This is a genomic window from Streptomyces marincola, from assembly GCF_020410765.1.
Taxonomy (GTDB): domain Bacteria; phylum Actinomycetota; class Actinomycetes; order Streptomycetales; family Streptomycetaceae; genus Streptomyces; species Streptomyces marincola.
Genome location: NZ_CP084541.1, coordinates 4,375,915 through 4,394,751, shown reverse-complemented (window position 1 = coordinate 4,394,751; position 18,837 = coordinate 4,375,915). Strand labels below are relative to the sequence as shown.

At 73.9% G+C, this 18,837-nt stretch carries 11 protein-coding genes; 1 reads left to right on the top strand and 10 read right to left on the bottom strand.

All coding sequences use genetic code 11. The features are described from left to right. Positions 1–10: 10 nt before the first annotated feature. Positions 11–1,585 (bottom strand): glutamine-hydrolyzing GMP synthase, encoded by a 1,575-nt coding sequence (guaA, locus tag LC193_RS19360; protein WP_226075890.1) that lies wholly within the window; start codon positions 1,583–1,585, stop codon positions 11–13. A gap of 317 nt (positions 1,586–1,902) precedes the next feature. Between guaA and LC193_RS19355 the strand changes: the two genes are divergently transcribed. After that, positions 1,903–2,232, top strand: coding sequence for a chorismate mutase (locus tag LC193_RS19355; RefSeq protein ID WP_226075888.1), 330 nt, complete (start codon positions 1,903–1,905; stop codon positions 2,230–2,232). 150 nt (positions 2,233–2,382) lie between these two features. Here the strand turns inward: LC193_RS19355 and LC193_RS19350 are convergent, their stop codons facing one another. From LC193_RS19350 to LC193_RS19310, 9 genes are all read right to left on the bottom strand, one after another. After that, on the bottom strand, positions 2,383–3,330 hold the full coding sequence (locus tag LC193_RS19350; RefSeq protein WP_226075886.1) for a methyltransferase domain-containing protein: 948 nt from the start codon (positions 3,328–3,330) through the stop codon (positions 2,383–2,385). Between the two features lie 833 nt (positions 3,331–4,163). Beyond that, positions 4,164–5,351, bottom strand: coding sequence for a helix-turn-helix domain-containing protein (locus tag LC193_RS19345; RefSeq protein WP_226075884.1), 1,188 nt, complete (start codon positions 5,349–5,351; stop codon positions 4,164–4,166). Between the two features lie 165 nt (positions 5,352–5,516). Continuing rightward, on the bottom strand, positions 5,517–6,440 hold the full coding sequence (locus LC193_RS19340) for a helix-turn-helix domain-containing protein (RefSeq protein ID WP_226075883.1): 924 nt from the start codon (positions 6,438–6,440) through the stop codon (positions 5,517–5,519). Between the two features lie 327 nt (positions 6,441–6,767). Further along, the gene (locus tag LC193_RS19335) at positions 6,768–7,454 is read right to left on the bottom strand and encodes a formylglycine-generating enzyme family protein (protein WP_226075882.1); all 687 of its coding nucleotides are present in this window, start codon (positions 7,452–7,454) and stop codon (positions 6,768–6,770) included. Positions 7,455–8,292: 838 nt separating this feature from the next. Then, positions 8,293–10,188 carry a GMC family oxidoreductase gene (locus tag LC193_RS19330; protein WP_318842170.1) on the bottom strand — a complete coding sequence of 632 codons (1,896 nt, stop codon included), beginning with the start codon at positions 10,186–10,188 and terminating at the stop codon, positions 8,293–8,295. After that, complete coding sequence (locus LC193_RS19325; protein WP_226075881.1) at positions 10,188–11,762, bottom strand: succinic semialdehyde dehydrogenase; 1,575 nt, start codon at positions 11,760–11,762, stop codon at positions 10,188–10,190. The genes LC193_RS19330 and LC193_RS19325 overlap by 1 nt, the downstream gene beginning before the upstream one ends. A 101-nt stretch (positions 11,763–11,863) precedes the next feature. Further along, the gene (locus LC193_RS19320) at positions 11,864–14,488 is read right to left on the bottom strand and encodes a protein kinase family protein (RefSeq protein ID WP_226075879.1); all 2,625 of its coding nucleotides are present in this window, start codon (positions 14,486–14,488) and stop codon (positions 11,864–11,866) included. A 101-nt stretch (positions 14,489–14,589) separates the two neighbouring features. Continuing rightward, positions 14,590–17,052 carry a serine/threonine protein kinase gene (locus LC193_RS19315; protein WP_226075877.1) on the bottom strand — a complete coding sequence of 821 codons (2,463 nt, stop codon included), beginning with the start codon at positions 17,050–17,052 and terminating at the stop codon, positions 14,590–14,592. Positions 17,053–17,123: 71 nt separating this feature from the next. Further along, positions 17,124–18,830, bottom strand: coding sequence for a glycerol-3-phosphate dehydrogenase/oxidase (locus LC193_RS19310; RefSeq protein WP_226075875.1), 1,707 nt, complete (start codon positions 18,828–18,830; stop codon positions 17,124–17,126). Positions 18,831–18,837: the final 7 nt, after the last annotated feature.

Sequence of the window (18,837 nt, the reverse complement as noted above, 5' to 3'; positions counted from 1 at the left end):
GCCGTTCCGTTCACTCCCACTCGATGGTGCCGGGCGGCTTGCTGGTGATGTCGAGGGTGACGCGGTTGACGTCGCGGACCTCGTTGGTGATGCGGGTGGAGATCTTCGCCAGCAGGTCGTACGGCAGGCGCGACCAGTCGGCCGTCATCGCGTCCTCGGACGACACCGGCCGCAGCACCACGGGGTGCCCGTAGGTGCGGCCGTCGCCCTGGACGCCGACGCTGCGCACGTCGGCCAGCAGTACCACGGGGCACTGCCAGATCTCCCGGTCGAGCCCGGCCGCCGTCAGCTCCTCGCGGACGATGGCGTCGGCGGCGCGCAGCACGTCGAGGCGTTCGCGCGTGACCTCACCGATGATGCGGATGCCGAGCCCGGGGCCGGGGAACGGCTGCCGCTGCACGATCTCGTCCGGCAGGCCCAGCTCCTGGCCGACCATCCGGACCTCGTCCTTGAACAGCTTGCGCAGCGGCTCGATCAGCTCGAACTCGATGTCCTCGGGCAGCCCGCCCACGTTGTGGTGCGACTTGATGTTGGCCGTTCCTGTGCCGCCGCCCGACTCCACGACGTCGGGGTAGAGGGTGCCCTGCACCAGGAACGCGACGTCGTCCCCCGCCGCGCCCGCCTCCGCGATCAGCTCGGCCTGGGCCTGCTCGAAGACGCGGATGAACTCGCGTCCGATGATCTTGCGCTTGGTCTCGGGGTCGGTGACCCCGGCCAGCGCGCCGAGGAACCGCTCGGAGGCGTCCACCACGCGCAGCCGCGCGCCCGTGGCCGCGACGAAGTCCTTCTCGACCTGCTCGGTCTCACCCGTGCGCATCAGCCCGTGGTCGACGTACACGCACGTCAGCTGCTCGCCGATGGCGCGGTTGACCAGGGCCGCCGCCACCGCGGAGTCGACGCCGCCGGACAGCGCGCAGATCGCGCGGCGGCCACCGACCCGGGCGCGGATCTCGGCGACCTGCTCCTCGACGATGCTGCCCGTGGTCCAGGTCGGCGCGATCCCGGCCCCCCGGTACAGGAAGTGCTCCAGCACCTGCTGCCCGTACGTGGAGTGCATCACCTCGGGGTGGTACTGCACGCCGTACAGCCGCCGCTCGTCGTTCTCGAACGCCGCCACGGGAACGGTCCCGGTGGCCGCGGTGACCGCGAACCCCTCGGGGGCGGCGGAGCACGCGTCGCCGTGCGACATCCACACCTGCTGCTCGTCCGGGGTGCCCTCGAACAGCGTGGAGGACGGCCTGGCCACGTTCAGCGCGGTGCGCCCGTACTCGCGCGCGCCGGTGTTGTCGACGGTGCCGCCGAGCGCCTGCGCCATCAACTGGAAGCCGTAGCACAGGCCGAGGACCGGAACGCCCGCGTCGAACAGCGCGGGGTCGATGCCCGGCGCGTCCTCGGCGTACACCGACGAGGGTCCGCCGGAGAGGATGATCGCGCGCGGCCCGCGGGCCAGGATCTCGTCCACCGGGGTGGTCGAGGGCACCACCTCGCTGTAGACCCGCGCCTCGCGTACCCGGCGCGCGATGAGCTGGGCGTACTGGGCGCCGAAGTCGACGACGAGAACGGTGTCGGTGTCCGTGTCTGCCACGAAAGAGCTGCCTTCCTTGCTTCCCCCGGTCGCTGACCAAAAGTCTACGGGCCCGGCGCCGCTTGGCCGCACGCCGCGGGCCCTGGCATACTCGCGGCATGCGTCACACCGTGCGTTCGCGCTCCCTCACCCGAGGGTTTACCTATGGCACCGGCCCGGCCGGCTGCCGTGAGGAGCGCTGCGCACCGCACTGACCCAGTGAGAGACAGCGACTTTCCAGCGAACGCCCCGGGCCCGCGAGCAGCGGCCCGGGGCGTTCGCGTCGGCGGTCGCGGGCGCGGGTCCCGGCTTCCCGAGCACACCGAGGAGACCCGGCCATGACCGCCACCACCGACCCCACCACCCCCTCCCCCGCGCCCGCACCCGCGCTCGACGCCCCGGCGGACGACGCGGCGGAACGTTCCCCCGAGGAGGTCATCGCGACCGCCCGGGCCAGGATCGACGACCTGGACGCGCGCATCATCGGACTCATCGAGGAACGCGTCACCGTCTCGCGGCAGGTCCAGGCCGCCCGCATCGCCTCCGGCGGGCGCCGCGTCCACCTGGCCCGCGAGATGGACATCCTCCGCCGCTACCGCGACGTCCTCGGCGCCCCGGGCACCGGCCTCGCCATGACCCTGCTCGACCTGTGCCGAGGCCGGGCCTGACCCCGTTCCGCGCCGATCCCGTTCGGAAACGACGCCCCGCCCGCCGGTCCACACCCGCGGGCGGGGCACGGCGGCATGGCACTGCGGGCCGGAGAGCGTGCGCCGCACTTCGTGGACAGGCACACGTGTCGCTGCACGGAAGTCCGTCTGTCATTCCCCGGGCAGCGCCCAGGAAGGACCGTCCTCCGTTCCGTACCGGACGCGCTGACCGTCCGGGGTGACCGTGATACTGAAATCCTCCCGCGCCACACGGTCGATGTCTCCGAACGTAACGGCGAGCTGTTCCAGCTCCTCCCACAGCCGTCGCGGGCCGACCTGGCGGACCTTGCCCGTCATGGTGGCCGTGGCCGTGGACCCGTCACCGGTCCACAGGCCGATCGCGTTCGGGGCGCCGTCGTCGTCCATCCACGTGCAGGACGTGTAGTCCGGCTTGGCGAGCGACATGGGGAAGCTCAGCCGGTCAAGCACTCCGGCGACATCGACCGACGTGGAACGGGCTTCCTGAGTCTCCGATTCGGCGAAGCGCGGCGGTGCGGCGTCCACTCGGCGCGGCATGAAGTACGCCGGCAACGGCAGGAAACGGCCGTGAGCTTGGCCGGTACCGTTCACGGTGAGCCGGGCGACAGCGAAGCCGAGCGGCAGCACCATGACCGCGCCTTCCGCCGACTGTTCGAGGAACGCGCGGGGGATGTGCCGGAGCCTCGCTGTGGCGATCAGGCAGCCGTACGGCGCCTTCTCCGGGTAACCGGCCGCCCCGTCCCCGGCCGCCAGGGTCGGGAAGTATCCGAGTTCGGCCAGCCGGTCCCGGGCAGCTTCGACAAGTCGCACGTCGACATCGACGCTGACCACTCTTTCGGCACCGAGACGTGCACAGAGCAGTGCCGCGTTGTAGCCCGTCCCGGTGCCGAGTTCGAACACGGTGTCTCCGGGCCGCACGTCCAGGGCGTCGAGCATGGCGAGCATCAGTGACGGCGCGCTCGATGACGAGTTCGGGATTCCCTTGTCATCGGTTTGCGTGGTGAGCGCGTCGTCCGAGTAGACGCCGTCCAGGTAACCGGGATCACCGCTCTTGACCTCTGCCCACCCGTCGCCGGTCATGGCGTGGAAGGACGGGACGAAGTGATGGCGCGGCACGTGGGCGAACACGGGTGTCCACGTACTGGAATCCGCACCGCCCAGACGCGCGGCGAACTCACGGACGCGGACGTTCTCCGAGTCGGTCACGGCTGCCTTCCCCGTGTGGAGGCGGACCCCGTGAACCGACCACGCGGGATGCGGGGATCATGGCGGCGCGCGGCCCACAACACCGTCGCTGGGCCCATGACGAACGTCTCCCCCGTCCCGAACACCAACCGCTTGCGCCCGGACCCCATCGCCGTCATGTTCCGCACGACGAACGGCTGGCCCCCGATCATGACCTGATCCCCCACCCGCACCGTTCCCGCGTCGATCTCGACAGCGACCAGAACTCCCCTCACCGCCGCACCTCCCCGCCCGGCACGGAACGCGGCTCGGTGCCCACCGGCTCAGGAAGCGGTTCAGGAACCGGCCACCGGCACACGGCAGCCGCATAGATCAGCACCCCGCAACTCGGGCAATGCTTCCCGTCCGGCCGCAACTCCAGCTCACCGGAATGAAGACACCCCGCCCCACTCACCTCACACCCCCCAACACGCCACGCAGGGAGGCCGCTTCGGCCGGACAGCCCGCGTTCGGAGGAATCGCCCACCGGACCACTGACCGGCCCGACGGCAGCACCACCGCCGATCCGCAAAGCAGCCACCCGGGCACAGCATCGGGGTCGGAAGAGGCCGACAGGTTGTGCGTCGTCGTCATGAAGACTCCAAAGGGAGAACCATGTCCAACGACGTTAAGTAAGCAGGCGATCACTCTCAATGGTAATTCCACTGAGAGTAACGGTGAAGTACCAGTCAGACAGGTAGCTCGATCGCCTCCGCCAGCATCCTCATCTCCGGAGTCAGCGTTCGCCGCTTGGCGACGATGTTGCCGAGGATGTCCCTGGCGTAGCGCTGATTGGCCAGCCACGAGGGCGCACGCCTGTGGACTTCGAGCAGTGTCCCCATGGCCTCGCCGTAGTCCCGCAGCTGGGCGTGTGCGTTCGCCGTGTCCAGCAGGTGTCGATTCGCGTTGCCGTCCGACGGGAGCCGATGGCGAGGGGCGATTTTCGCGGTCTGGTCCGCGAGCGCGAGCGCGCGGTCCGGCTGCTCCGTGATGACCAAGTGCTCGACCCGCTTGTGCGCCACGATTGTTGGGCTCCAACGGTTCATCCGGCGCCCGTACCCCAGGTCCCTGCCGGTGATCACGGCCGCCCCCTGCGCCATCTTCAACGCGGTGTCGGCCTCGCCCGGACGATTGTCCCGAATACTCGCCGCCGCCACCTTGAGCAGCAGGAATCCCCACGCCGCGAGGTCATCTGGCGTGGCTCGGGAAACCCGCCGAGGCTCCACGTCGTCCGCCCACCGCGTAGCCGTCTCCCTGGCCTCCGTGAGATGCCCCTGCCGAAGGAGCAGCCAGCAGCGGGTGTTGATGATCCCGGCGGCGGTCGCCGCGTCCGGCGCCGCATCCAGCGCACGCTCCAGCGCTGTGTCGGCCGCTCGCCATTGACGAACCTGCGTCAGCACCGATCCGGTGAAGCCGAGCAACCGCGCTCTGACATCGCGAGCGGTCGAGGCGTCACCGAGCGAGTCCGCGTCGCGCAGCAACACCGGGAGCCGCGCCGCGAGCGAGTCGAAATCGTCGGCGAAGTACGCCGCGCGCGCCGCGCGCAGGGCTTCTTCGACGCCGTCCACGGTGGGCGGCTCCGGCAGGTCACCGTGCGGCTGCTCCACGGCACGCCGCAACTCGTCCCACACCGCGGTCGGGGCGTTTTCCTGACCGCTCGGTTCACGCGCCGCGAGGATGCTGGTCCGTGTGCGCAGCGCGGAGGCCAGCTTCCGCACGGTCTCCAGCCTGACAGCGGTCTGCGTTCCCTGTTCCACGTTGCGGATAGTGGAGAGCGAGACTCCCGAGTGGTTCGCCAGCTCCCGTTGGGTGAGACCGCGCCTCTTGCGCAGCTCTCGCAGGCGGGTACCGATGTGCTCGTCGAAATGGTCGGGCATACGGACTCCCGTGTGTGTTCCGCTCTGTCTCGACACCTGAACGGTACTCCTCGGCGGAAGTTGAGGGGCAGCGTTCGAGCCCGCCATCGCCCGGCGGGCTGTGGAGGTCTCCGGGCGCCGAACGGCTATCGGTCCCGCTCCCACGAAGTCGTCCGGGGCGGACGACTACAGCACGGACTTCTCCGTCGCCGGGGCGAACCCACCCAGTTCCGTGGGCTGGGCGCCGATCAACGTGGACACTTGGCGCAGGCGTGCGGTGCTGGCCGCCCCCACCTTCCGAACGATCATCCCTGGCAACGCCTGATGCCGCGCCCACGCCGGGGCCCGTCGTAGCGTCTCCTCCAAAGTGTCGAGCGACGCGTCCCACATCTTCGCCTCGGCCTGGACCATGGCCTTGTCCATCGCGTACCGGTTCTGCGCGGCCTCGGACAGCGGCGACACGTCCGTGGTGCTCTCCACCAGCGCCAAGGCATTCCCCACGCGGCCAAGCCCCAGGTTGATCCCAACGGCTTGCGTCGTGGCCGACACAGGCCCGAACACCGTTCCGTGCGCCCGGTGTTCGCTACCCAGGCGCGCGCCCGCGACATAGGCTGCCAGGCGGTAGGCGTCCGACAGCAGCCCGTTGGCGCTCGCCTGCCGATCGTGGGGCTGGTCGTGGCGGTGCGCGGCGGCAGCAGCGAGCAGCGGCGCGATCACGGCCCCGGCCTCGGCGTATCGGCCTTCCCAGTACATTGCCCAGCATCGGTCGACGGCGTCGCGCAACTCATTGGCAGGAACTGCTACAGCGGTCGCGGGGACCAGTCCCACCCAGGAGTCGTGCACGGCCCGGGACAGGGCGCGGACCATCGCCCGGTCGTCCTGCGACATCGCACGTCGCGGCTCCTGCTGGCCCAGGATGACGCTCGTGTCCACGCCGAGGGCCGACGCGATCTTCAGCAGGGTGGTGAGAGACAGGGCCTTGTCCTGTTCGGCCTTCTGGATCGTGACGACGGACAGCCCGGTCATCTCGGCGAGATCAGGTTGGCGCAGCTCAGCACCGCGCAGAACCTTGATGCGCTGGCCGTTGGTGTATTCAGACCATTGCGGCACAGTGAGGCTCCATTCTGATGATGCGTCACCTCGGAAGTCACCCCCGGCTGGAGTCGGCGGAACGGCACAAGGACGGGGCGAAGTGATGGCGCGGCACGTGAGCGAAGTCGGGTGCCCACGTACGGGAATCCGTACCGGCCGGCCACACGGCGAACTCAGGGACGCGGACGTTCTCCGAGTCGTCACGGCTGCCTTCCCCGTGCGTAGGTGGATCCCGTGCACCGACCACGCGGGATGACCTGATCCCCACCGCGCACGGCCGGAACCCCGGACCCCCGCGTCTCCGTCAACGGCGCGCCGCCTGACGGCCTCCGCCCGCGGCGTGGGTCAACGCCTGACGGAACGCGCCATGCGGAAGCCGACGTCGTCGACCTGGAAGGTCGGGTGGCTGCGGCGTCGCGCGGAGGCCCGGCAACTCCAGTGCTCATCGAACCAGCCACCGCCCCGCAGCACCCGGTAGGTGCCGTAGACCTCGGCGTCGTAGACGTCCCAGCACCAGTCCCAGACGTTGCCGAGCATGTCGTGCAGCCCCCACGCGTTGGGGCGTTTCCCGCCCACCTCGTGGATGCGGTCGAGCGAGTTGCCCCGGTACCAGGCGATCTCGTCGAGGTCCCCGTAACGCGGCCCGGTGGTACCGGCGCGGCAGGCGTGCTCCCACTCGGCCTCGCTCGGCAGCCGGTACCCGTCGGCGGATGCGTCCCACCCGATGCTCTCGGCGTCGGCAGAGATGTCGGCAGGGATGCGGTACGCGGGCGTGAACCCGTCGCGCCGGGACAGGGCGTTGCAGAACCGCACCGCGTCCCACCAGGAGACGCACTCGACGGGCAGGTGGTCCCCGTGGGCGGCGCCCGGCCGCCGGCCGGAGATCTGTGCGTAGAGCGCCTGGGTGACCGGGAAGGCCGCGAGCTGGTAGGGCGCGAGTTCGACCTGCCAACTGCGCCGCGTCCGCCGGTCCGACAGCGTCACCCTGCCCGGCGGGATGTCGACCATCTCGTTCCCCGTGCGCGCGTCCATGGTCAGGCGACTCTATCGGGGCCTGCCGGGCCGGGGCGGGGCGGCAGCGGGACGGAGGCGGGCCAGGACGGCGCCCTGCCCGCCGCCGCGCCGCTCCTGCCCCGGGCGCCGGGGGGCCGTGTGGTCTTGGGGCACACCCGCGAAGTGTCACCCGTCCGGAGCGTGACCGGCCGTGGAGGGGTTCGTTGAAGGGGTTGTCCCCGGGGCGATGAGGCGTTCCGGCCCCCGCGGTGTGGCGAGGGCCGTGCGCCATGGGACCTCGCCCCGGTGCGGTGGCCGGGCAGCAGGGGACAGCAGGCCGGTCACGTCCTGGCGGGCGGCCGGTTCCCGGGACGCCGGGAACCGGCCGCCGCGCCCTCGCACCACTCCACCGCGCCGCCCGCGGCGCGGAACGGCTTTCCCGACAACCGAGACCTGTTGGCGGACCACGGCGCACCCCCTCCAGTGGTCCGGCCAACGGCCGCGGCGCCCTCCCCCCGGCGCCGCCGCCAGCACGGGCGCCGCCCTGTCGCCCGTGCTGTGCGGGAGCCGCGCCCCCGGCCCGGCTCCCGTCGGCGGGCCCGCCACGCGGCGGGCCCGCCGAACCATACGTGGCCGAATCGTGACGCGGCCGTCCACAACCTCCCGGCGCCCCCGCCGGTCGTACGGGGCGCGAGACCGGTTGATCACCCCGTTCGCCGCGCGGTCACGCCGGCGAAGTCCGCCCCGCGCGGCGGCGCGTGGCGCGCACGACCGGCGCGCGGGGCCCGCGCGGGCCGCACAGACCGAAGGGGCTCGTTCCCACTCCCCCGGGGGACGGGCCCCTTCGCCGCGCCGCCGGGGGCGCGCCCCCGGCGCCTCAGGTCCCCTCGGCCGCCCGCTTCGGCACCTCGGGGACCGGGAGGACGACGGCGGGGCGCAGCTCCCCGAACGCCCCGGCGGGCACGGCGGGCGAACGCGGCGCGACCGGTGGCAGCGGAACGTACCCCTCGCCCTGCCCGGGCCTTGGGTCGGCCTCGCCCTTGTTCGGCCACAGGGCCATGGCCCGTTCCGCCTGCGCCGTGATGGTCAGCGCCGGGTTGACGCCGAGGTTCGCGGAGACCGCGGAGCCGTCGACGACCGAGACGCCCGGGTGCCCGTAGAGCCTGAGGTAGGGGTCCACCACGCCGCGCGTCGCGTCGGCGCCGATGGGGCAGCCGCCGAGGAAGTGCGCGGTCAGCGGGGAGCCGATCAGCTCGCCGACGTTCGTGCCCGCGAACCCGTTGATCTCCTCCGCCAGCCGCCGTGCCGCCTCGGCGCCCTCGGGTATGTGGTCGGGGTTCGGCGCGCCGTGGCCCTGCCGCGCCGTCAGCGCGCCCTTGCCGGGGCCGCGCCGTTTGCGGAACGTGGTCAGGGAGTTGTCGTGCGTCTGCATCACCAGGCCGATGATGGTCCGCTCCGACCACCTGCGGTTCGACATCGAGACGAGGAACGGCCACGGGTGCCGCAGGGACGTCAGCGCGTACGACAGCACGCGGGGCAGGCCGCCCCTGGGGAACTGCTCGATGGACAGGAACCCCAGGGCGTTGGAGCCCTTGCCGCAGCGCACCGGCTCGATGTGCGTGTGCTCGTCCGGGTGGATGGACGAGGTGATCGTGACGCCCCGCGTGAAGTCGGGGCCCGCGTCCGGCCCGTGCTTGGCGCGGTAGCGCCGCGGGCTGGTCCGCGCGCCGACGAGCGCCTCGGAGTTGGTGCGGGTCAGCGTCCCGAGCCGGTCGGAGATGCGCGGCAGCGCGCCGCTGTCGCGCATGCGGTGCAGCAGGGTCTGCGTGCCGTAGGTGCCCGCGGCGATCACGACGTGCCGCGCGCGCAACGTTCTGCGCCCGCGCCGGCGCGCGCGCCCCGACGCGTCGGTGGGCTCGGTGGTGACCAGGTGGCCCCGGCCGTCCGGGAGTTCGGTGACGGCGGTGACCGTGGTCAGCGGGCGCACCTCGGCGCCCGCGCGCTCGGCGAGGTACAGGTAGTTCTCGTTGAGGGTGTTCTTCGCGCCCCTGCGGCAGCCCGTCATGCACTCGCCGCACTGGAGGCAGGCCCTGCGGGCCGGGCCCGCGCCGCCGAAGTACGGGTCGGGCACCTCGCCGCCCGGCTCGGTGACGGCCGTTCCGTCGCCGTCGTCACCGTCGCCGAAGAAGACGCCCACCGGCGCCATGTGAAACGTTTCGCCGCAGCCCATCCTGTCCGCCGCGGCCTTCAGGTGCCGGTCGACGGCCGTGACGGTCGGGTTGGTGCGCACCCCGAGCATCCGGCGGGCCTGGTCGTAGTACGGCGCGAGTTCGCGCTGCCAGTCGGTGATGTCGCGCCACTGGCGGTCCTCGAAGAACGCGGCGGGCGGCACGTACAGCGTGTTCGCGTAGTTCAGCGAGCCCCCGCCGACGCCCGCGCCGGCCAGGATCATCACCTTGCGCAGCAGGTGGATGCGCTGGATGCCGTACAGCCGCAGGCGCGGCGCCCACAGGTAGTTGCGCAGGTCCCAGGAGTTCCTCGGCAGGTCGCCGGGGCCGAACCTGCGCCCTGCTTCGAGCACGGCCACCCGGTAGCCCTTCTCCGTCAGCCGCAGCGCGGACACCGAGCCGCCGAAGCCGGAGCCGACCACGACCACGTCGTACACCTCGGGCACATCGCCCTCCGCGTCCCCCGCGTCCGCCGCGTTCCCGGCGCCGCGCCGCCGGTCACGGCCGCCGGGGCGGCGGCGGGCCCGTTCGCGCGCGGGGGACATCAGCGGAACCTCAGCGTCTTCAGCGCCCGCAGCGAACGCGTCATCAGCCCGGCGTACCGCCGGTCGTCGAGGCCGAACGCCGGCGCCATCGGCACCAGCCGCTGCTCGGCGACGGTCTGCGACTCGGTGTACTTGAGGATGCCCTCGGCGCCGTGCCTGCGGCCGATGCCTGAGTCGCCCATGCCCCCCATCGGCGCCTGGATGCTGCCGTAGGCGGCGCCGTACGCCTCGTTGATGTTGACGCTGCCGACGCGCAGCCGCGCCGCGACGCGCCGGGCCCGCCGCGTGTCGCGCGACCACACCGAGGCGTTGAGGCCGTACCGCGTGGCGTTGGCGCGGACGACCGCCTCGGCGTCGTCGGCGAACCGGTGGACGGACACGACGGGGCCGAACGTCTCGTTGTCGCACACCAGCATCGGCGGCGCCACGTCGGCCAGGACGGTCGGCTCGTAGAAGTACGGGCCGAGGTCCGGCCTGGGCCGGCCGCCGGTGAGGACCTTGGCGCCGCGCGCGACGGCGTCCTCGACGTGCCGGGTCACCACGTCGAGCTGCCGCTGCGAGCACAGCGACCCCATGTCCGTTCCCCAGTCGAGCGGCGCGCCCAGGCGCAGCGCCTCGACGCGTTCGACGAAGCGGTCGAGGAACGCGTCGGCCACCCGCTCGTGCAGCAGCAGCCGTTCCGCGGAGATGCACAGCTGCCCCGCGGAGGCGAAGCAGGCGCGGAGCGCGCCCGCCACGGTGCGGTCGAGGTCGGCGTCGTCGAGGACGATCATGGGGTTCTTGCCGCCGAGTTCGAGGCTCACGCCCACCAGGCGGGCCGCCGCGCGCTCGGCCACCTCGCGGCCGGTGCGCGTGGAGCCCGTGAACGTGACGTAGTCGGCGTGCCGCACGACCTGCGGGCCGACGACCGGGCCCTCGCCCAGCACGACCTGCCACACCTCGGGCGGCAGCCCGGCGTCGACGAGCAGGGAACGCGCCCACAGGGCGGTCAGCGCGGTCTCGGTGTCCGGCTTCATCACGACGGCGTTGCCCGCGACGAGCGCGGGGAGGGCGTCGCCGACCGACAGTTCGAGCGGGTAGTTCCACGGCGAGATGTGGCCGACGACCCCGCGCGGGTGACGCAGTTCGGTGACGCGCGTGAGCAGGGGGAACGCGCCGCCGTGCCGAACCGGCCGCAGGTAGGCGGGCGCCCGGCGGCCGTAGTGCCTGGCCGCCATGGCGACGGCCTGCACCTCCTCGTGGGCGTGCAGGCGCGCCTTGCCCGTCTCCAGCTGGATCAGATCGAGTCCCGCGTCCTGGCGGCGCAGCAGCAGGTCGTGGAAGCGCAGCAGCACGGCGGCCCGTTCCCGCACGGGTCTCGCGGCCCAGGCCGGCTGCGCCGCTCCGGCCCGGTCGAAGGCGAGGGCGACCTCGTCCTCGGAGGTCTCCGGCAGTTCGGCGAGCGGCAGGCCGGTGAGCGGCGAGTGGCAGGCGGTTCTGCCACTGCCGATGACGCCCCGGGTCAGCTGCTCGACCAGTTCCGCCGGGACCACGCGGGGCGGGTGGGCCGGGGACGCGGGCTGCGCTGTCGTCATAGCCGGAGAGTACGACCGCCCGGCCCGCCCTGACTACCTGTCGGTAACCGGTTTTTGCCAGCGAACACTGGCACGAAGGGTGACGCGCGGCCCGCGCCCGGTCAGCCGGCCCGGTAGCTCTCCGAGGCGACCTCGTAGACATCACCGAGCCGTTCCCGCTGGTCGGCGGGGCCGCGCACCTGCACCACGTGGTAGCCGCCGTCGATGAGGACCACCCGGTTGAACGCGACCCGGTCGCCCTGCGCGTCCCGCCAGGCGAACACGCCTTCGGCGCCCAGCACGTCCCCCACCCGCGTCTCGTAGAGGTCCTCGGCCGAGCGGAACTGGTAGGCCCGGTAGCCGGCCAACTCGGGCTCCTCGCCCATCTGGTAGTCGAGCGGGTCGTCGGCGAACTCGCCCACGCGGTCCCGTCCCGCCACCACGACGAGCTCAAGGCCCTCCCCGGCGAAGATCACCTGGCCCTCGGCGTTCTCGCCCCGCCGCTCCCAGTCCTGGGGAACGGTGAGCGCGAACCCGCTCTCGTCCTCCCGCACCTCGTACCCCTCGGGCGGCGGCGCGAGCTGCTGGTCGCCCTCGGCGGGCGAGGGGCGCGTCGCGTCGCCCGTGGGGCGCGGCGCCGGCTCGTCCGGCGGCGGCGCGCCCGCCGTCGGGCCGCCGGGCTCCGGCTCGCCCGACTCGGGCACCGGCGGCGCGGCGCCGCCCGTCGTGCGGTCCTCCGACATGAAGGCGAGCACGGAGGCCACCGCGCCCGCGAGGCCGAGCAGCACCACCACGAGCAGCGCCCGGCCCAGGCGGCGCGGGCCGCCGGAGCGGCGCGGCCGGCGCCGCGGCCCCACCAGCTCGCCGCGGCGCCGCAGGATCGGCAGCCGCCGGGGGTCGGCGGGGCGGCCGGGTTCGAGCGCGGGGGGCGCGGTCACGGTGTTGCGCCCGACCTCGGGCTCGGGCGCGCTGCGCAGCAGGGAACGCAGCCAGCCGCGCAGTTCCTCGCCGCGCGGACGTTCCGTGGGGTCCTGCCTCAGCAGGGACTCGATGACCGGGCGCAGCGCCCCGCAGTCCTCGGCGAACGCCGGCTGCTCCGCGCACACGGCCTGCGCCAGCTCCGCCGCGTTCTCCTCGGGGTAGGGCGGATGGCCCTGCACGGCGCGGAACAGCAGCGCGCCGAGCGCCCAGAAGTCGGCCGCGGGGCCGACCGGCGGCGCGAGCCGCCAGTGCTCGTACACGGGCCCCGCCTGCTCGGGCGCCCAGCGCTCGGTAACGGCGCCCACCGTCATGATGCGCGCCTGCCGCGCGCGCTCGGCGGCCAGCGCCGTGTCGGGGCCCCGGTAGCGGACCGGGGGACCCGGTATCGCCCCGGCCGGCTGCCGGCCGGACGGCAGCGGCGCGGGGGCCTCGCGCGGCGCCGGCTCCCGCGGCTGCTCGGCGGCCCGGGGCGGCACCGGCTCCCAGCCGGTGCGGACCGGGTGCGCCGCGCGCCCGCCGCCCGGCAGGTCGGCCGGGCCCGGGGCGGGCTCGGGGCCGGTGCGGCGCGCCGCGCCGGCCTGCGTGCCCGCGCGGTAGGCGGCGATGGCGCCGCTGCGGGCGCCGCGGGCCGGGGCGCCGGGCTGCGGCGGGGTCGCCTCGCGGCCCGCGCCGCCCTCGAAGTCCCAGGTGGCGGGCAGCCGTTCGCCCTGGCCCCGGCCCGGCTGCGCGCCCGGCGCGGCCTGCGGGCCAGGACCGGTGCCGTACGGCCCCGGCGCCTGCCGGCCCTGGGGGCCGAGCGGCCCCTGGGGCAGTCCGCCCTGCTCCCTGACGCGCGCCACGAACCCGGCGGCGCCCCCGCCGGCCGTGGGCGGGCCCTCGGCGCCGGTGATCTCGACGCGGGGCAGGGCGCCGGTCTCCCAGCGCCGGTACGCCTCGGGGCCGAGCGGCTGCCCCTCGAACCCGGGCGGCAGCGCGCGCCCCGGCGCGGGCGGCGCGCTCTCTGCGCCCCGTCCGTGCGGGCCGTGCGCCCCCGGGTCGTGCCGCTCCTGTCGCGCGGGGCCCTGGGCGTGCGCCGGCGGCCGGGCCGCCGGGTCCGCGACGACCGGCGGCGGCGCGGGCGCGGGTTGCGGCTGCGGCTGCGGCTGCGCGGCGAAGGCGTCCTGCGTCTCGGCGGGCAGCGGGTCGTAGCCGCACAGGGCCTCCTCCGCCGCGCCGGCCGCGAGTCCGGTGAGCACCGCGCGCCCGTCCTCGCAGATCATGACGGTGCGCGCCGTCACGTTCCTGTGGGTCCAGCCGTGCGCGTGCACGATGCGCAGCGCGGCGAGCAGGTCGGCCGCGATCTCGGCGGCGCGGAACGGCCCGAGCCGTTCCTCCGCGAGCACCGCCGCGAGCGGCCTCGCGGGTACTAACTCACTGACGATCCACAGTCCGTCGCCCTGCACGAAGACGTCGAAGACCTGGTCGAGCCGCGGGTGGTCGGGCACTCCCGCCGCGGCCACCGCCGCCTCGACCGCGCGGCGCACCACCGGGTCGTCCGGCGTGCGCGTGGCCACGTCCTCAGCGCCGCGCGCCGGGGGCCGCGGCCCCCGGCCGTCGTCGTCGAGGGTCTCCGCCTCGACGACCTCGGGCAGCGGAACCTGGCGTACCAGGACCTCCTGCCCGCTCGCGGTGTCGAAGGCCCGCGACTCGATCAGCTCGAACTCGTCCGACGGCGTCCTCGGAAGCCGGTAGCGATGGGCCAGCAGCCGCCCCGCGTAACTGTCCACGATGCCTCCCCACCGCGTGCGTACCTCCGCGCCCGATCCGGCCTCTCACCATACGCGCCACGGACATGAACCGCCTACGGTCCGTCAACTCCCAATCATTCTCAGTTCAACGGCTGGAATGTGGCGAACGCCGTCTCCCTCAGCGTGCGGCAGGACTCCTCGTCCCACTCCTCCACCGGGCAGGTGATCATCACGGCGTACCCGCGGTCACCGTCGACCCGGAAGCCCCTGTTGAGCACACGTACCCGCTCACCGTCCTCGGTACGCTCGAACTGCCAGTCGGCCACGGACGGGTAGTCCCGCCACTCGACCGCCTCGATGCCTATCAGCTCGTAGCCCGAGCTGCTGCCCCTGACCGCCGGCTCCAGATCGCGCCAGGACGCCTCCGCGTCCTCGCCCGGACTACCGGTGAAGTCGACCTGCACCTTGGGCGCGGAGCCGTCCGGGGCGCTGTATATGCCGCCCGAGTTCTGCCCGGCTATGCCGGTGCGCTCCCAGCCCCTGGGCAGGGAGATCCGGAAGTTGAAGTCCTCGTCGACGACCTCGGCGTACCCCGCGGGGCTGCCGGGAACGGACGCGTCCGGGTCGTTCTCCGGCTCGGTGCCCGGCGGGCCCGCGCCGTCCGCCTGCCCCCCGTCGGCCTGCCCGCCGTCCTCCGGGGCCTCGGTCGCGTCGGAGCCGCCGGACGGCTGCTCCCCCGGCTGGCCCCCGGGCGGCTCATCGGCGGGCTCGTCGCCCTGCGCCTCGTCGTCGGCCGGCGCGGTGGGGTCGGCGGTGGTGTCCTGACCGCCCGCGCCGCTGTTCTCGCCCTCGTCGCCGCCCAGCGTGGTCGCGAGCAGCACGCCGATCAGCGCGAGCAGCACCACGCCGACTCCGGCCGCGATCAGCACGCGCCGCCGCCGGTCCTCCCCGCCGGCCCGCACGGGCACAGGACCGGTCGGCTCCCCGCCGGCCGGTCCTGCGGCCGGCCGCGCGGCGGCGCCCGAGGCCGCGGCAGCGGCGCCCTTCGCGGGGGAGGCCACGGCCGGCGGCGGCGCCACCGGCGTGGGCGCCGCCTCGGAAGGCGCGCCCACGACGAGCGTGGAGTCCTCGGCCGCCGCACGCGCCTCGGTCAGCATCCGGCGTGCGCCCGGCTCGTCCAGCCGCTGCTCGGGGGACTTGTCCAGCAGGCGGTTGATGACCTCGGTCAACGGCCCCGCGCTGCGCGGCTCGGGCACCGGGTCGTGCATGACGGCGGCGAGGGTGGCGATGGCACCGCCCTCGTCGTAGGGCGGACGGCCCTCGACGCAGCAGTACAGCAGGCCGCCGAGCGACCACATGTCGGCCGGCGGGCCGGGGGGTCGTCCCCTGGCCCGCTCGGGCGAGATGTAGGAGGGGGCGCCGACGAGCATGCCGGTCGAGGTGATGGACGGGTCGCCCTCGACCTTGGCGATGCCGAAGTCGGTGAGCACCACGCGGTTGTCCTCGTTCGCGATGAGCACGTTCGACGGCTTGACGTCGCGGTGCAGGATGCCCGCCGCGTGTGCCGCGCGCAGCACGTCGAGCACGGCGAGCCCGATCCCGGCCGCGCGGCGCGGCGACATGGGGCCGTCGTTCTTGATGATGTCGGCGAGCGAGCGGCCCTCGATCAGCTCCATCACGATCCACGGCCGCGACCCCTCGTCCACGACGTCGTAGATCGTGACGACGCCCCGGCTGCGGATGGTCGCGATGGCCTTGGCCTCGCGCAACGTCCTGGTGATCATCCGCTTGCGCTCGGCGTCGTCCACACCGGGCGGCAGCCGCAGCTCCTTCACGGCGACGGCCCGTCCGAGCACTTCGTCCGTCGCGTGCCACACGGTGCCCATGCCGCCCCGGCCGACGACCGAGCCGAGCCGGTACCGCCCGTTCAGCAGCCGGACGCCGCTGACCACCTCCGTGGCCCGGGCCTCCGCCCGCGTGGCGCGCTCCTCGGCCTCCTTGCGCGCGCGGTCGCCGCCGCGCGGCGGCCTCGGCTCGCCCGGGGCGTCCTCGGCCTCGCCGCCGGACTCGCGCTCGGGCTCGGGCTCGGCGGCTGCGGAGGCGTCGGCCCCGGGCTTCGCCCCGCCGGACGTGGACTTCGCCCCGGCCCCGGCCTCCGCTGCGCTTCCAGGCTTCGTTCCGGTCTCGGGCTTCGCCCCGGTTCCGGCCTTCTTCGTCCCGGACCCGGACTTCGCCGCGCCGGACCCGGACTCCGGCCCGTCGGCCCCGGGCTCCGGCCCGTCGCCGGAAGCGTCCTTCGGCCCGTCGCCGGAAACGTCGTCCTTCCGCCCGTCCCCCGAAGCATCCTTCCGCCCGCCGGACGAGGCGTCCTTCTGCCCGCCCGGCGCGGCGGCCGTGCCCGGCTCGTCCGCCTCCGCCTCCGCGCGCGAGGCGTCCGCCGGCGAACCACCGCGCCGCCCGGCCGCCTTGCCGCCCCCGCTCCCGGAGGGCGTGTGCGACGAGACGCGCGGATCGGCCGCCGCGGTCTTTCGCGGTGGCACGCCGTCGCGCGCCTTCCTGTCGCCCGTGTCGCGCGGCTCGGTGTGCCCGTTGTCTTGGCCCATGCGTCCCCTCCGGCTTCCCCGGCCATTGTCACCCATGCCACCGACTCACCGGGCCGCGGGAGCCGTCCGGGTCACAGGGGCACCGCGTCCTGGGCGCCGAGGCGGGCCGCGTCCGCGGTGCGGTCGTCCGGTTGCGTCTGGGACTCGCGTTCCGCCTCCACCCGCTTCTCGTAGTGCTCGACCTCGCGTTCGATCTGCTCCGGTGTCCACTCCAGAACGCCGGCCATGAGCTCGGCGCACTCCCGCGCGCTGCGCGTGCCCCGGTCGAACGTCTCGATCGAGATCCGGGTGCGCCGCGTCAGCACGTCCTCCAGGTGGCGTGCTCCCTCGTGCGAACAGGCGTAGACGATCTCGGCCTTGAGGTAGTCGTCCGCGGCCGGCAGCGGCTCGCCGAGCCGGGGGTCGGCCGCGATCAGGTCGAGCAGTTCCTCCGTCAGCGAGCCGTAGCGGTGCAGCAAATGCTCGACGCGGGCCCCGTGCAGGCCGGCCCGCGCCGCGAGCCCGGCCCGCGCGTTCCACAGCGCGTGGTAGCCCTCGGCGCCGGCCAGCCGCACCTCCTCCGTGCAGCAGTCCGCGACCCGCTGGTCCAGGCCGTGGACCGCCGCGTCGACCGCGTCCTTCGCCATCACGCGGTACGTCGTGTACTTGCCGCCCGCCACCACCACGAGCCCGGGCACCGGGTGCGCCACGGTGTGCTCGCGCGACAGCTTGCTCGTCGCGTCCGACTCGCCGGCGAGCAGCGGGCGCAGCCCCGCGTACACGCCCTCCACGTCGTCGCGCCGCAGCGGAACGGCCAGCACCGCGTTGACGCGGTCGAGCAGGTAGTCGATGTCGGCGCTCGACGCCGCCGGATGCGCCTTGTCCAGGTCCCACGCGGTGTCCGTGGTCCCGATGATCCAGTGCCGGCCCCACGGGATGACGAACAGCACGCTCGTCTCGGTGCGCAGGATCAGGCCCGTCGAGGAGTGGATGCGGTCCTTGGGCACGACCAGGTGGATGCCCTTGGAGGCCCGCACGTGGAACTGGCCGCGTTCGGCGATCATGGCCTGCGTGTCGTCGGTCCACACGCCGGTGGCGTTCACCACCTGCTTGGCCCGCACCTCGTAGGTGCCGTTCTGCTCCAGGTCGCGCACGCGCACGCCGACGACGCGCTCCCCCTCGCGCAGGAACTCCGTGACCCGCGCGCGGTTGGCGACGTGCGCCCCGTAGCTCGCGGCGGTGCGCACCAGTGTGGCGACGTACCTGGCGTCGTCCACTTGCGCGTCGTAGTACTGCAACGCGCCGGTCAACGCGTCCTTGCGCAGGCACGGCGCCACCCGCAGCGCCCGGCCGCGCGTCAGGTGCCGGTGCCTCGGCAGGCCGCGGCCGTGCCCCGAGGACAGCGCCATCGTGTCGTAGAGGGCCACCCCCGAGCCGGCGTAGAAGCGCTCCCAGCCGCGGTGTCGCAGCGGGTAGAGGAACGGGACGGGCCGCACCAGGTGCGGCGCGATCCGCTCCAGCAGCAGCCCGCGTTCCTTCAACGCCTCTCTGACCAGCGCGAAGTCCAGCATCTCCAGGTAGCGCAGTCCGCCGTGGATCAGCTTGCTCGACCGGCTCGACGTGCCGGAGGCCCAGTCCCCGGCCTCGACCAGACCCGTCGTCAGGCCGCGCGTGACGGCGTCGAGCGCCGTTCCCGCGCCGACCACACCGCCGCCGATCACCAGCACGTCGAGTTCGCGCTCCGCCATCCGGGCCAGTGCCTCGGCCCGCTGCTGCGGCCCCATCGCGGCTGTTCTCACGTGTGCG

Coding starts and splice junctions, on each gene's coding strand:
- LC193_RS19350 (WP_226075886.1), bottom strand. CDS start 3,330: ATGACCGGCGACGGGTGGGCAGAGGTCAAGAGCGGTGATCCCGGTTAC.
- LC193_RS19315 (WP_226075877.1), bottom strand. CDS start 17,052: ATGGGCCAAGACAACGGGCACACCGAGCCGCGCGACACGGGCGACAGG.
- LC193_RS19335 (WP_226075882.1), bottom strand. CDS start 7,454: ATGGACGCGCGCACGGGGAACGAGATGGTCGACATCCCGCCGGGCAGG.
- LC193_RS19345 (WP_226075884.1), bottom strand. CDS start 5,351: ATGCCCGACCATTTCGACGAGCACATCGGTACCCGCCTGCGAGAGCTG.
- LC193_RS19355 (WP_226075888.1), top strand. CDS start 1,903: ATGACCGCCACCACCGACCCCACCACCCCCTCCCCCGCGCCCGCACCC.
- LC193_RS19330 (WP_318842170.1), bottom strand. CDS start 10,188: ATGTCCCCCGCGCGCGAACGGGCCCGCCGCCGCCCCGGCGGCCGTGAC.
- LC193_RS19325 (WP_226075881.1), bottom strand. CDS start 11,762: ATGACGACAGCGCAGCCCGCGTCCCCGGCCCACCCGCCCCGCGTGGTC.